Origin of the sequence: Microbacterium sp. TNHR37B (genome assembly GCF_001620065.1) — a bacterium.
GTDB lineage: Bacteria > Actinomycetota > Actinomycetes > Actinomycetales > Microbacteriaceae > Microbacterium.
The window spans coordinates 843,233-857,202 of record NZ_LQGV01000001.1 but is presented as its reverse complement, the minus strand read 5'-3'; the positions used below and the strand labels follow the sequence as shown (position 1 = coordinate 857,202).

11 protein-coding genes and 2 riboswitches are annotated in these 13,970 nt (G+C 69.3%); of the genes, 5 read left to right on the top strand and 6 right to left on the bottom strand.

Going from position 1 to position 13,970, the window contains the following annotated elements; genetic code table 11:
* Window positions 1-29: 29 nt before the first annotated feature.
* Window positions 30-740, bottom strand: a complete 711-nt coding sequence (locus AVP41_RS04205; protein ID WP_067161148.1) for an NUDIX hydrolase — start codon at window positions 738-740, stop codon at window positions 30-32.
* Between the two features lie 170 nt (window positions 741-910).
* On the opposite strand from AVP41_RS04205, the gene AVP41_RS04200 reads away from it, so the two are divergent.
* The 4 genes from AVP41_RS04200 to gcvP all read left to right on the top strand — a co-directional run bounded on the left by AVP41_RS04200 (window position 911) and on the right by gcvP (window position 6,769).
* Window positions 911-2,095 carry a MarP family serine protease gene (locus tag AVP41_RS04200; protein ID WP_067161144.1) on the top strand — a complete coding sequence of 395 codons (1,185 nt, stop codon included), beginning with the start codon at window positions 911-913 and terminating at the stop codon, window positions 2,093-2,095.
* A gap of 38 nt (window positions 2,096-2,133) precedes the next feature.
* A riboswitch (glycine riboswitch) is annotated at window positions 2,134-2,228 on the top strand.
* A gap of 1 nt (window position 2,229) precedes the next feature.
* Window positions 2,230-2,326, top strand: a riboswitch (glycine riboswitch).
* Window positions 2,327-2,376: 50 nt separating this feature from the next.
* Entirely contained in the window at window positions 2,377-3,522 is a 1,146-nt protein-coding gene (gene gcvT, locus AVP41_RS04195) for a glycine cleavage system aminomethyltransferase GcvT (protein ID WP_067161141.1), read from the top strand.
* Window positions 3,519-3,902 (top strand): glycine cleavage system protein GcvH, encoded by a 384-nt coding sequence (gene gcvH, locus AVP41_RS04190; protein WP_067161138.1) that lies wholly within the window; start codon window positions 3,519-3,521, stop codon window positions 3,900-3,902. Before gcvT ends, gcvH begins: the two co-directional genes overlap by 4 nt.
* A 53-nt stretch (window positions 3,903-3,955) precedes the next feature.
* Complete coding sequence (gene gcvP, locus AVP41_RS04185; RefSeq protein WP_231902699.1) at window positions 3,956-6,769, top strand: aminomethyl-transferring glycine dehydrogenase; 2,814 nt, start codon at window positions 3,956-3,958, stop codon at window positions 6,767-6,769.
* Between the two features lie 21 nt (window positions 6,770-6,790).
* Here gcvP and AVP41_RS04180 read toward each other — a convergent pair whose 3' ends face one another.
* Genes AVP41_RS04180 through AVP41_RS04160 form a run of 5 tightly spaced genes read right to left on the bottom strand, consistent with a single transcriptional unit; the run spans window position 6,791 to window position 11,916 of the window.
* Window positions 6,791-7,558 (bottom strand): CPBP family intramembrane glutamic endopeptidase, encoded by a 768-nt coding sequence (locus AVP41_RS04180; RefSeq protein WP_067161134.1) that lies wholly within the window; start codon window positions 7,556-7,558, stop codon window positions 6,791-6,793.
* A gap of 26 nt (window positions 7,559-7,584) precedes the next feature.
* Complete coding sequence (locus AVP41_RS04175; protein ID WP_067161131.1) at window positions 7,585-8,781, bottom strand: pyridoxal phosphate-dependent aminotransferase; 1,197 nt, start codon at window positions 8,779-8,781, stop codon at window positions 7,585-7,587.
* The gene (locus AVP41_RS04170; protein WP_067161128.1) at window positions 8,781-9,383 is read right to left on the bottom strand and encodes an Lrp/AsnC family transcriptional regulator; all 603 of its coding nucleotides are present in this window, start codon (window positions 9,381-9,383) and stop codon (window positions 8,781-8,783) included. The genes AVP41_RS04175 and AVP41_RS04170 overlap by 1 nt, the downstream gene beginning before the upstream one ends.
* Complete coding sequence (locus tag AVP41_RS04165; RefSeq protein ID WP_067161126.1) at window positions 9,380-10,756, bottom strand: M20/M25/M40 family metallo-hydrolase; 1,377 nt, start codon at window positions 10,754-10,756, stop codon at window positions 9,380-9,382. Before AVP41_RS04165 ends, AVP41_RS04170 begins: the two co-directional genes overlap by 4 nt.
* Window positions 10,756-11,916 (bottom strand): M24 family metallopeptidase, encoded by a 1,161-nt coding sequence (locus AVP41_RS04160; RefSeq protein WP_157532379.1) that lies wholly within the window; start codon window positions 11,914-11,916, stop codon window positions 10,756-10,758. Before AVP41_RS04160 ends, AVP41_RS04165 begins: the two co-directional genes overlap by 1 nt.
* A gap of 386 nt (window positions 11,917-12,302) precedes the next feature.
* Between AVP41_RS04160 and AVP41_RS04155 the strand changes: the two genes are divergently transcribed.
* Entirely contained in the window at window positions 12,303-13,919 is a 1,617-nt protein-coding gene (locus AVP41_RS04155; protein WP_067161120.1) for a peptide ABC transporter substrate-binding protein, read from the top strand.
* Window positions 13,920-13,970 lie beyond the last annotated feature (51 nt).

Below are 13,970 nucleotides of genomic sequence, written 5' to 3'. Positions count from 1 at the left end.
GTGAGGGCGCGCGGTGCGTCTGCGGGTGGTCAGTGATCGGCCGCAGACCCCGGGAGAGGTCCGCGGTCGGCGAGTTCGACGGCGTGGTTGTAGCGGTAGAGACGTGCGGGGCGGTGGCTTCCGGTGCGGAAGCGGTCTGTCGGGATGAGCGTGGCCGAGTTCTCGACCTGTCGGCGGAAGTTCGCCGGGTCGAGGCGCCGTCCGAGGATGGCCTCGTAGACCTCGCGAAGGTCGGCGAGGGTGAAGGTCTCGGCCAGGAGGCCGTGCGCGATCCGGCTGTAGCCGACCTTGTTGCGCAGGCGCCAGAGGGCGTAATCGAGGATCTGCGCGTGGTCGAAGGCGAGGGCGGGCAACGCGTCGACGTCGAACCAGGCGACGTTGTGGAGCTCGGAGTTGCGGGAGTCGTCCTCGCGCACCAGCGCCCAGTAGACGATCGAGACGACGCGGCTGGGCGACCGGTCCACATCGCCGAACGCGTAGAGCTGCTCCAGGTAGCTCGGGGCGAGCGTGGTCGTCTCGGCGAGCGTGCGCGACGCGGCGGCCTCGAGGTTCTCCGCCGCGCCCAGCCAGCCGCCCGGGAGCGCCCACTGACCCTCGTGAGGGTCGCGCGTGCGGCGGACAAGAGGGACGATCACACGAGGGATCTCCGCATCGCGGTCGTGGCGCAGGCTGAAGATGACGGTGGAGACCGCCACGCGGATCTCCATGCCGTCGACAGGGGAGGAAGGTGTTTGTGTCATGGTGACTCTAAGTTCCTGAACGATCTTAGGGTCTCTGTGACTCGAAGGGCAAATCCGCCCGGCCGGTGATAACGCCCGGCGCGTCACCGCCGACGCGCAGGAACGATGCTCAGGCAAATCCGAGCCGCCCCTCGTTACGGTGGTTGCCGCAGCGCAGGAGGGGGATCGGCATGCTCGTCGTTGACATCGTGGTGCTGATCGTCCTGGCGGTGGCTCTCGTCTCGGGTTTCACGCGCGGATTCTTCGCGAGCCTCGGAGTGATCGTCGGCATGGTGGCCGGGGCGCTGGCCGCTCTCTGGCTCGTGCCGTTGGCCACGCCCGCGGTCTCGACGGTGGTTCCGGCGGGCCTGTGGCGCAGCGTCGCGTTGGCGGCGCTCGCCGTCGCGATCGTCCTGCTGGCGGTCGGTATCGGGGCGGGGATCGGCGCCGTCGTCCGCCGTGGCGCCGACCGCGCCCGGCTTCGTGGCGTGGAGCGGTTCTTCGGCGGAGTCGTGAGCCTTCTCGCCACGACCCTCGTCGTCACCACGCTGGCTGCAGGACTGAAGACCGCCGGAATCCCCGTCGTGTCCGCGGCGGTCGCCTCGTCCCGAGTGCTCACGGTCATCGACGATGCGACGCCGGCACCTGTCGCCGATGTCGTGGCGCAGTTGCGTTCGCTCGTCATCGACGACACCGTGCCGCGTCTGGCGGAGGTCATCGGGGTGACGACCCCGGTGACGGGCCCGCCGATCGCTCTCGATGATCCTGAGCTGCAACGGGCGGCGCAGTCAGTGGCGCGGATCAGCGGCACCGCGTACAGCTGCGGCCGGTCGATGACCGGCTCGGGCTTCGTCGCGGCCGACGGTCTCGTGGTCACCAACGCCCACGTCGTCGCCGGTGTCGACGCGCCGATCGTCGAGCTTCCCGGAGGCATCGCGGCGGAAGGGCGGCTCGTGTATCTCGACCCCGTCGACGATCTCGCCGTGATCGCGGTACGGGGACTGCCCACCGCGCCGTTGGGACTGGCGGCGCCGGCCGAACCCGGCACCCGCGCCGCGGTGCAGGGGTATCCCCTCGGCGGCCCCTTCACGAGCGGGGCTGCTGCCGTGCTGAGCGTGGGGCCCGTGCCCGTCCCCGACATCTACGATCAGTCCGTCGCCGCGCGCGAGGTCTACGCCTTGGACGCGGAGGTGCGCCCCGGGAACTCCGGAGGTCCCCTCCTGGACGCCGAGGGTGAGGTGATCGGAGTCGTCTTCGCGCGCGGCGTCGACGGTGACCGTCGCGGCTACGCCATGACCAGCGCCGAGGTGCGGCCGGCACTGGACGGCATCGACGCCTCGAGCCCCACCGTCGCGTCAGGGCGGTGCACGAGCTAGCCCACGCTATGCTGGGCCTGCAACTGAAGACAGGCCGCATGACGTGTGCGGGAGAGCTCCGGGCCCAGGGCCCGGGCACCGAAGGAGCAAGCCTCCCCGCCAATCTCTCAGGTCCGCGTACCGCTCGCGTCCGGCCGCTCTGGAAAACGATCCGTCCGCGGATCGTGCCGAAGGTGAAAGCCCGCCGCCGTGCGCGAGGGGCGAAACTCTCAGGCCAATGACAGAGGGGGAGTTCACGGACGCCGGTTCTCGGCGTCTGCCCGCCCGACCCGGGAGAACTCATGACCGACCCAGCTCTGCCCAACGGCGATCCGGTGCCCGCCACCGCGCTCGCCGAGACTCCGCTCGCCGACAGGCACCGGGCGCTCGGCGCCTCGTTCACCGACTTCGGCGGCTGGTCGATGCCCGTGCGATACACGTCCGACCTCGCCGAGCACCACGCCGTCCGCACGGCCGCGGGGCTGTTCGACATCTCCCACATGGCCGAGTTCCGAATCGACGGACCCGATTCCGGCGCGTTCCTGGACTATGCGCTCGCGGGCCGGCTGTCGGTCCTGCGAGAGGGCAAGGCGAAGTACTCGCTGCTGCTCAACGACGCGGGCGGTGTCGTAGACGACGTGATCGTGTACCGGCAGGGGGAGGACTCCTACCTCGTGATCTCCAACGCGGGTAACCACGCCGTCGTCGCCGCGGCCTTCGCCGAGCGCTCGGCGGGTTTCGACGTCGCGGTCCGGGACATCTCCGCAGAGGTGTCGCTCATCGCCGTGCAGGGGCCACGCGCGGCGGAGATCCTCGCCGATACCGAGTCCGTCGAGATCCCCGGGCTCGATGACCTCGGCTTCTATGCGTGGCGGAACGGTACGTTCGCGGGCGACGAGCTCTTCGTCGCCCGGACGGGGTACACCGGCGAGGACGGGTTCGAGCTCCTCGTGACCAACGAGCGCGCGGGCGAGCTCTGGGACGCTCTTCTTCGAGCGGGCGGACCCCGCGGACTCGTGCCGGCCGGGCTCGCCTCGCGCGACACCCTGCGTCTGGAAGCGGGCATGCCGCTGCACGGGCACGAGCTGTCGGCCGAGATCCTCCCCGCCCAAGCGGGGCTCGGCCGGGTGGTCGCCCTGGACAAAGACGACTTCGTGGGCAAGCAGTCCCTTGCCGCGGTCGTCGCGGGCGACGCTCCGGTCCTCGTCGGACTCGTCGCGGAGGGGCGCCGGGCGGGGCGCGCCGGCTACGCCGTCCTGGACGCCGAGGGTTCCCCCGTCGGAGAAGTGACCAGCGGCGCCCTCAGCCCGACGCTCGGTCACCCCATCGCGATGGCGTTCGTCTCCCCGCGCGTCAGCGCGCTCGGCACCGAACTCTTCCTCGATGTCCGAGGCACCCGTATCCCCGCCACCGTCACCGCACTGCCGTTCTACCGGAGGACAACATGACCGACCTGCACGCGCTCGCCTACACCCAGGAACACGAATGGATCGCCCTCGACGGCGACGTGGCCACGGTCGGGATCACCGACTACGCGGCTGACAAGCTCGGCGACGTCGTCTATGTCGACCTCCCGGCGGTCGGAGCGGCCGTGACGGCCGGTGACGTCTGCGGCGAGATCGAGTCGACGAAATCGGTCGGGGAGCTGTATGCACCGCTCAGCGGCGAGATCGTCGAGGTGAACGACGCGGTCTCCGACGACCCGTCCCTCGTCAACGGCGACGCCTTCGGCGCCTGGCTCATCAAGGTGAAGGTCGCCGACGCGTCCGCTCTGGACGGACTCCTGGACCGAGACGCCTACGTCGCCCTCACAGGTGGCGAGGAGTGAGCGTCCCCTTCGTCCGTCGTCACATCGGAACGGGGCCCGACGCGCAGGGGCAGATGCTCGCCGCGCTCGGATACGAGTCGGTCGACGCGCTGGTGCACCGCGCGGTTCCCTCGTCGATCCACGCGGAGCCGGTGGCAGATTCCGTCATCCCGGCGGCGGCGAGTGAGGCGGAGACCCTGGCGGAGCTGCGTGACCTGGCGGCACTGAACCGCCCGGCCAGGTCGATGATCGGGCTCGGCTACTACGACACCGTCACGCCGTCGGTGATCTCTCGGAACGTTCTCGAGAACCCGTCCTGGTACACGGCCTACACCCCCTATCAGCCGGAGATCTCGCAGGGTCGTCTCGAGGCGCTCATCAACTTCCAGACGATGGTCACCGACCTGACCGGACTGCAGACGGCGAATGCGTCGATGCTCGATGAGTCGACGGCGGTCGTGGAGGGCATGCTCGTGGCCCGGCGCGCCTCACGGAGCCGTTCGTCGACCTTCCTCGTCGATGCCGATGCCTTCCCGCAGACCAAGGCACTGATCGCGCACCGCGCGGCCGCCCTGGGCATCGAGATCCGCGAGGTGGCTTTCGCCGTCGGCGAGCTTCCCGAAGACCTCGACGTGTTCGGCGTGTTCGTGCAGTACCCGGGTGCGAGCGGGCGGGTATGGGATCCTTCCGAGGTCATCGCGGCCGCGCAGGCGAACGGCGCGCTGGCGGTCGTCGCCGCGGATCTCCTCGCTCTCACCCTGCTGCGATCGCCCGGGTCGCTCGGGGCCGATATTGCGGTCGGGACGACGCAGCGGTTCGGCGTGCCGATGGGCTTCGGCGGTCCCCACGCGGGGTACATGGCCGTGCGGTCCGGGCTCGAGCGGCAGCTCCCGGGCCGTCTCGTCGGCGTGAGCCAGGACGCGGCGGGTCACCCCGCCTATCGCCTGTCGCTGCAGACGCGGGAGCAGCACATCCGGCGCGAGAAGGCCACCAGCAACATCTGCACGGCACAGGTGCTCCTCGCGGTGATGGCATCGATGTATGCCGTCTACCACGGCCCCGATGGGTTGCGGGCGATCGCGGCGAAGATCGCCACCGACGCCGCGATGCTCCGGGAATGGCTCGTCGAGGCGGGGAACGACGTGCTCCACGAGCACTACTTCGACACCCTGGTCGTGCGGGTTCCCGGTCGCGCGGCAGAGGTGCTGGACGCGGCGCGCGAACGCGGGTTCCAGCTCTGGTTCCGCGACAGCGACTCGGTCGGCATCTCGCTCGACGAGACCACGACGGTCGCCGACCTCCATGCGATCGCGCACGTGTTCGGCGGACCCTCGCAGCGCGCCTTCGCGTTCGTCGCGGGCTCGGGTGCCGCTTCGCACATCCCGGCGGGCCTCGTGCGCGAGGACGAGTACCTGACCCACCCCGTCTTCCACGTCCACCGGTCCGAGACGGCCATGATGCGCTACCTCGCGCAGCTCGCAGATCGCGATTACGCGCTGGATCGTGGAATGATCCCGCTCGGCTCCTGCACGATGAAGCTCAACGCCGCCACCGAGATGGCTGCCGTGTCCTGGCCCGAGTTCGCGCGGGTGCATCCGTTCGCCCCGGCCGACGACGTCGCGGGGTACCTCGTGATGATCGAGCAGCTCGAGTCGTGGCTGGCGGAGGTGACCGGCTACGACGCGGTGTCGCTGCAGCCGAACGCCGGCTCGCAGGGGGAGCTGGCGGGGCTCCTCGCGATCCGCGGCTATCACCACGCGAACGGCGACACGGAACGCACGGTCTGCTTGATCCCGTCGTCCGCCCACGGGACGAACGCCGCCTCCGCGGTCCTGGCGGGGATGCGCGTGGTCGTCGTGGCGTGCGACGAGGCGGGCAACGTCGACCTCGCCGACCTCCGCGAGAAGATCGCGGCGCATGCCGAGACGCTCGCCGCGCTCATGATCACGTATCCGTCCACGCACGGCGTGTACGAACAGGACGTCGTGGAGATCACCTCCGCCGTGCATGCGGCGGGAGGTCAGGTCTATGTCGACGGGGCGAACCTCAACGCGCTTCTGGGATTCGCGCGCTTCGGCGATCTGGGCGGCGACGTCTCCCACCTCAACCTCCACAAGACGTTCGCGATCCCGCACGGTGGTGGGGGACCGGGCGTCGGCCCCGTCGCGGCCAAGGCGCACCTCGCTCCGTATCTGCCGTCGCACCCGCTGGCGCAGCGCGCCGAGCACGCGGGAGGTTTCGTCTTCGACGGCGGGCCGATCTCGGCGGCGCCCTACGGGTCGGCCTCGATCCTCCCGATCTCCTGGGCCTACGTGCGCATGATGGGGACGGCCGGGCTGCGGCAGGCGACCGGAGCGGCGGTCTTGGCGGCCAACTACGTCGCGCACCGGCTGAAGGACCATTTCCCGGTCCTGTACGCGGGTGAGGGCGACCTCGTCGCGCACGAGTGCATCCTCGATCTCCGTCCCCTCAAGGAGGAGACCGGCATCACCGTCGACGACGTGGCCAAACGCCTCATCGACTATGGATTCCACGCCCCGACGATGTCGTTCCCGGTGGCGGGGACCCTCATGGTGGAGCCGACCGAGTCTGAAGACCTCGGTGAGCTCGACCGGTTCGTGGAGGCGATGATCGCCATCCATGCCGAAGCCCGTCGTGTCCAAGCGGGGGAGTGGCCGGCCGACGACAATCCGCTCGTCGGTGCGCCCCACACGGCCGAATCGGTCATCGCCGGGGAGTGGCGCCACGCGTACAGCCGGGAGGAGGCGGTGTATCCCTTCCGGAGCCTGATCCGGACGAAGTACTGGCCGCCGGTGCGCCGTATCGACAATGCCTACGGCGACCGCAACCTCGTCTGCGCGTGCCCGCCGATCGAGGCCTTCGCCTGAGTGGAGTGGTTCGGACTCGGGTCAGAAGAGTCCGGGCCACCAGGCGGACGCCAGGGGGTAGCCGATGAAGGCGATCACGTCGATGAGCGTGTGCGCGATGACGAGGGGCATCACGCGGCCCCACCGCTGGTAGACCCATCCGAAGACGATGCCCATCGCGAGGTTGCCGACGATCGCGCCGAACCCCTGGTAGGCGTGGTACGCGCCGCGCAGCGCCGCGGTGGACAGGATGATCGTCCAGGTGCTCCAGCCGAGCCGGCGGAGGCGATCGAACAGGTAGCCGATGAAGACGACCTCTTCCGTGAGACCCGCGCGGACCGCGGCGAGCAGGAGCAGGGGGATCGTCCACCACGACGGGTCGAGCGGGGACGCGTCCACCTGCAGGGTGATCCCCATCGCCCGCCCGGCGGCGTAGAGCCCGAGGCCGGGAACCCCGATGACGGCGACGAGGAGCACTCCGCCGCCGAGGTCGCGGCCGAAGCGCCGGAAGTCGAGGCCGATGCGCCGGAACGCGGAGCGTCCCGGCTCCCACAGGAAGTAGATCGCCAGGGCGATCGGAGCGAGCGCGAAGAACTGCCCGAGGAACTGATAGAGCACGTCCCAGAAGTCCTGGGCGTTGGCGCCCGGGTTCAGCGACGTCGACTGCTCACCGAGCGACTGTTCCCGCGTCAGCGCCTGCACCAGCGAGAGGACGGAGTAAAGCGCGGAGCGTCCGACCGACAGCGCGAGGACGAGCGAGATCTCCCACCAGAGTCGGGCCGAGGGGACGCGGATGGTGCTCTCGCTCATGCGCCTGTCACCCCTCCCGCGTCGTCCTATCCGGCGATGCCCCGATGCGCGGCCAGGTCGCGCAGGCCCGCGGCGAGCCGTCGCACGCCTTCTTCGAAGACGGCGTCGTCACCGTTGGTGCCGTACATCACTCGAATGTAGCCCTCCCCGGCCTGAGCGAACCAACTGCCGGGGGAGACGCCGAGAGCCTGGGTCGTCACGAGATGGCGGACGACCTCGACGGAGGTGCCGAGGGCGCGGACGTCGACCCAGTGGTAGAAACCGCCCTGGGGCATGCGGCAGATCACGCCGGGAATGCCCTGCAGCGCGTCGAACACGTGGCGGCGGCGGGAGTCATAGCGGGCGAACCACTCGTCCGTGTAGGCGGGGTCCTCGTACGCGGCGGCGACGCCGTACTGGGCGAAGGTATTGGTGGGGCCGACGTAGTTGAACGTCGCGGTCTTGAGGATCGGCATGATCTCGGCGGGGGCGACGATGTAGCCCACGCGGAACCCGGTGAGTCCCAGATCCTTCGACGTTCCGAACACGGTGATCGTCCGCTCCCGCATCCCGGGGAGGGTCGCGAAGGTGACGTACTCGCGGTCGTCGTAGACCTGGCGTTCGAAGTCCTGATCGACCACGACGCCGAGGTCGAACTCCTCGGCCAGCGCCGCGAGAGCCTCGAGGGTCTCCCGGCGGTACACCGTGCCGGTCGGGTTGTTGGGGTTCGTGATGACGATGCAGCGGGTGCGGTCCGTGATCCGGGCGCGCACCTCGTCGATGTCCAGTTCGAAGTCGTCGTCGGCGGAGGTCGGGACCTCGACGTTCACGGCGCCGATCTGGTGCACGTCGTTGAAGTTCTCGCTGAAGCCCGGGCCGGTCGTCAGTACCTCGTCGCCCTGGTTGGGGCGCACGCAGATGCGGATCGCGAGGTAGAGCCCGAAGGCGGAGCTCGGGCAGACCATGAGCTCGGTGTCCGGGTCCACCTCCATCCCGTTGAAGTCGCGGAGCTTCGCCACCAACGCATCCCGCAGGCGGGGCTCGGCGTATCCGTTGGCGAGGGAGTAGTGGGTCTTGCCCTCGTCGAGCGCGCGTTTGGTGGCCTCGATCACGTGGGAGGGGATGCAGGGATCCGGGGCGAACGGGTCAGCCCCCATCATCATGATCTTCCGGTGCTCGTCGATGTCGGCGAAGAGGGAGAAGTCAGGGGAGGCGAGGGTTCGCCAGGAGTCGTCGATGCGCATCAGGAACGTCGCCTTCGGGTCGGGGTGGGGGAACTCGACGACGCGTCGTCGAGCGCGAGGACGTGCCGGAGCGGACTCTGGTCGGCCAGCCGACCGATCGAGATCATCGCCTCGGAGTCCTCGATCCCCGGGATGGTCCAGATGTGTTCGATCAGGAGGCGCTGGAGGTCAGCGTGGTCGCGCACGCGAAAACGCGCCATGAGGTCGTAGCGCGACGCGAGGACGAGCACCTCGGTGAGCGAGGGGATCCTGCGGAGCTCGGTGATGACGTCGAGCGCGTCGGCCGACGCCGTCAGCTTGATGGGCATGACCACGAGCAGTGGATAGCCGAGCGCCGCCCAGTCGAGCTCGATCGTCCGACGCCGGATCACGTGGCCACGCTCGAGCCGTGCGATCCGTTCCGCGACGGCGGGGGCCGACATCCCCACCTCGGCGGCGAGGGTGCGGATCGGCTGTCGCGCGTCCTCGTGCAGGTGCTGCAGGAGCTGCCGGTCCACGTCATCGAGGTCGAGGGGTTCGCGGTCCGGCTCGAGGATCTGGCGGAGGCCCGGAGTCTCGTCGGGCGTCTCCTCGCCGGAACGGGGGCTCGTGGCGGCGCTCACGGTCGCGCGTCCCCGTCTGCGAAGCCGGCCGCGTCGAGCTCGCGGAGCACATCGAGCGTGAACTGCACGTGCTGGAGGTAGTCCTCGACGTAGCCGTGCTCGTCGTATCCGTGCATGTTGCCTTCGGGGCGGAGGGTTCCCGTGGGAGAGATGATCGGCGCGCCGAGGTGCTCGAGGAAGATCGCTCCCGGTCCCGCGCCGGTCATGACGTCGTAGACGACCGGCTCGTCCCCGAAGGCGCGCCGCGCGGCGCGCTGGACCGCGACGCCGAAAGCGGAGTCGACGGGGGAGTAGGCGGGCTCCATCTCGCGGATCAGCGACACTTGCATCTCCGGAACCCGCGCCTGCAGGTGTCGCGTGACGGCGGCCAGCGCCGTCCGCGGCACCATCCCGGGGACGAGGCTGAACCGCACGCGCGCGGTGCAGGAGGCCGGAATGCTCTGGCGGACCGCGTCGTCGAGATCGAAGCCGGAGAGGCTCATCGACGGCTCGTAGATGAAGCGGGTGCGCAGCTCGTCCTCCGCCACGCGGGGGTGCGGGTCGACACCGGGGCGGGCGATCGAGTCGCCCGGCACCGCGATGTCCTGGGTCCGACGCCGCGCGTCGGCGTCCGGCCGGAGCGCCCCGTCGGCGAAGCCTTCCACAGCGATGCGCTGGTCGGGCGTCTGCAGCGAGGCAATCGCGCTCATCATCTCCAGCGGAGCCGAACGGAGGACCGACGCGTACGACGGATGCTGGTGGGCCGCCAGGAGGTCCAGGCGCAGCTCGATCTCCAGGGCACCGCGGCACCCGAAGCCGATCGCGGGGCGCCCGCTCTCCTCCCGCAGATAGCTCTCCCACAGGCACGCGTCCGCCCGAAGGTCCGTGGCGTGGGCGGCCAGCACGTCGGCCAGCCCGGGACTCCCGATCTCTTCGCACGGATCGGCGAGATAGATGACGGAGTACGGCAGATCGCCGCCGTGTTCGTCGATCCACAGCTCCAGCGAGATCAGCCGCCCGGCCGCATCGGCCTTGTCGTCGCAGGCGCCGCGGGCGTACATCGCGCCGTCCCGGATCTCCGCATCGAAGGGCCCCGAGGTCCAGCGCGCGGGGTCGCCTGCCGGCTGAACGTCGTAATGGTTGTAGAGGAGCAGCGTGCGATCGCTGCGGCCGGACCGGAAGCCCACGACGACGGGGCCGTATCCGGGGATCTCATAGCGATCCACCCGGTCCATGAGCGGCCGCAGCCGCATCTCCAGCCAGTCGGCCGCCTCTCCGATCGCGGCGAGATCGCCCGCCACCGTCGGGATGCGGCACAGGGCCTGCCAGTCGGCGACGATCTGGTCTGCGCGTGCCTGGATGCGCGCATCCCGACCGATGACACCGGTCGGCATCACGCGCCCCGCGGGAGGGAGACCGGAGTCAGCTCGTACGGGTAGTCGGTGATCAGCTCGTAGCCGTCTTCGGTGACCCGCACGATGTCCTCCAGCCGCACGCCGCCGAAGCCCTGGCGGTAGCAGCCGGGCTCGATCGCGATGACGTCCCCCACCACGAGGACGGCGTCGTTCTGGTTGAGGCTGGGCGCCTCGTGGACTTCGAGGCCGATTCCGTGCCCGAGGCTGTGGAAGTAGCCCTCGTCGAGCACTTCGCCCGGCTTCTTGGACAACTGCGTGGGCTGCCCCGCCCGCTCGATCGGCTCGCAGGAGATGCGGTGGAGTTCGGCCACCGGAAGACCCGGGCGGATGGCGGCGAGCGTCGCGTCGAACGACTCCTTCACGATGCGGTAGTAGAACGCGAGCTCCTCGTTGATCTCGCCCTTGACGAAGGTGCGAGTCATGTCGGAGTTGCCGCCCGAGATCACATCACGCGGGCAGATGTCCACCGTCACCGGCTCGCCGGCGAAGATCTGACCCGAACCGGCGTGGTGGCCGATGCAGGTCTGTGCCCCGTGGGCGACGATCATGCCGGCGTCTTCGCAGCCGTTGCGCAGATATGCCGCACGGATGCCCTCCTTGAGCCACTCGCAGGTGAGAGGCTCGCCGTCCAGGAGCAGGCCGCCGTCGCTACCGATCTCGGCACGATCGAGGGACGCCGCCACGAAGGAGACGCCGGCCTCGGCGGCCACCTGGGCCCGTCGGATCCCGGCCAGCTCCTCGGGGGTCTTGACCCTGCGTCGCATCACGAACAGCTCCCGGTCCACGTGGAGCGCGATCCCGTGCTCACGCAGATGGTCGGCGACCTCGAGCGGGAACGTCGGCGGCACGGCGGCGCTCGTGACGCCCGTCCGGCGGCACGCCTCGACGAGGGCGTTGAGCTCGGCCGTGTCGGGGTCCTGACCCGCGGCGCGCAGATCGTCGTAGCCCAGTTCCTCCAGCGGGAAGACCGTCATTCCCTGCACGTCGCGCATGCGCGCGGCCTCCAGCGACTTGATCGCCGTGTACCGCTCACCATCCGTCTCGATGTAGAGGAACGGGTCGTGCACCTCGTGAGGGATCACGTGCCGCATATCGGCCGATTCGGTGCTCGCGTACATCAGAACGGTGTCGTTGCTCACCGTGACTCCTTCCTCCACCGCCGGAACCGGCGATACGAAGGGAACCGTATCATCTCGCCGTCACATGTAAGGCCCAGGATGGATCCGAGCAGGGGTGTGAAAGGTCAAGGCCGAGTGATCCCGTACGCACCGAGCCCCGCGCCGCCTCCGATGTGATCATCGCGGTCCGTTGAAATTGTGCAGATCCCCTCGCTCCCGCGCTCAGACGTGGGGGATCTGCACAATCGAAGGGCCGGGATTGTTGCCGCCTTGTAACGGTTTGCCGTCGGACGCGGTCCGTGGCGACGGCGCCGTTTATGGTCGATTCATTCACGTGACCGCAGCCCGGGCCCTTCGCCCGGTCATCACGCACGACTGCGGCACGTTCGACTGCACATGGAGGAATAATGTCGAGACGACGTTGGGGCCTTGCCGGCCTCGCGCTCGCATCCGTGGTGTCGCTGACCCTCGTCGGTTGCTCTCCGAGCGCCACCGACCCGGGCACGTCGCCGAGCGCGGGTGCCAGCGACGCGATCATCACCACGAACGGTAACGAGCCGCAGGCCCCGCTCATCACCTTCGGCACGACCGAGGTCGGCGGTGGCAAGATCCTGACGTCGATCTACGCGGGTCTGGTGAGCTACACCGCCAATGGTGAGCCGGTGAACGAGGTCGCCGACTCCATCGAGAGCGATGACAACATCACCTGGACCGTCAAGGTCAAGGACGGCTGGACCTTCACCAACGGCGAGGCCATCACGGCGAAGACGTTCGTCGACACCTGGACCGCCGCCGCCAAGGACCCGGCCGGTGCGTACTGGTACACCAACGTCGAGGGCGTGACCGAAGACGGCAAGGGGGAGCCCACCGGCTTCGCCGTCGTCGACGACAGCACGTTCACGGTCAAGCTCAAGCAGGCCGAGGCCGACTGGCCGCTGCGCCTGGGTTACACCGCCTACATGCCGCTTCCCTCGGTCGCGTTCGAGGACATGGAGGCCTTCGGCGAGAACCCCATCGGCAACGGTCCCTACAAGCTCGAGGGTGAGGGCGCCTGGCGCCACGACGAGGGCATCAACCTCGTCAAGAACGAGGACTATAAGGGTGTCCGCGAGGTCAAGAACGCCGGCCTGAACATCGTGTTCTACACGTCGCTCGACGCCGCGTACGCCGACGCGCGCACGGGGAACCTCGACGTCCTCGACGCCGTTCCCGACACCTCGTTCGCCTCGTTCGAGACGGACTTCCCGGACCGGAGCGTCAACCAGCCCGCCGCGATCTACCAGGGCTTCAACATCCCGTTCTACCTCGACCACTTCGCCAACGACGAAGAGGGCAAGCTCCGTCGCGCCGCCATCTCGATGTCGATCAACCGCGCGGAGATCACGGACAAGATCTTCCTGGGTACCCGCACCCCGGCCACCGACTTCACGTCGCCGGTCGTGGACGGCTGGACCGACGACCTGGCCGGCGCCGAGGTGCTCGCCTACAACCCCGAAGAGGCCAAGAAGCTCTGGGCCCAGGCGGACGCCATCTCCCCGTACGAGGGCACGTTCACGATCGCGTACAACTCCGACGGGCCCCATCAGGCCTGGGTCGATGCCGTCGCCAACTCGATCTCGAACACGCTCGGCGTCAAGGCGGAGGGCCTGCCCTTCCCGACCTTCGCCGCCGCGCTCGACAAGCGGGTCACCGGCACGCTGGAGGGCGCGACCCGCGCCGGGTGGCAGGCGGACTACCCGTCGCAGTACAACTTCCTCTCGGCGCAGTACTCGACCGGCGGAAGCTCCAACTACGAGGGCTACTCGAGCAAGGACTTCGACGCCAAGCTCGCCGAGGCCACCGCGGCCGGCTCCCTGGAGGAGTCGACGGCGTTCTACAAGGAGGCGCAGGAGATCCTGATGAAGGACCTCCCGAGCGTTCCGCTCTGGTACCAGAACGCCGTGGGCGTGTGGGCCGAGGGCGTGCAGAACGTCGTCTTCGGATGGGACTCCGTCCCGCTCTACCACGACATCACGAAGGGCTGACCCCTCACTGATGGCGTGAACCGGTGCCCGGGGTGCGCGACACCCCGGGCA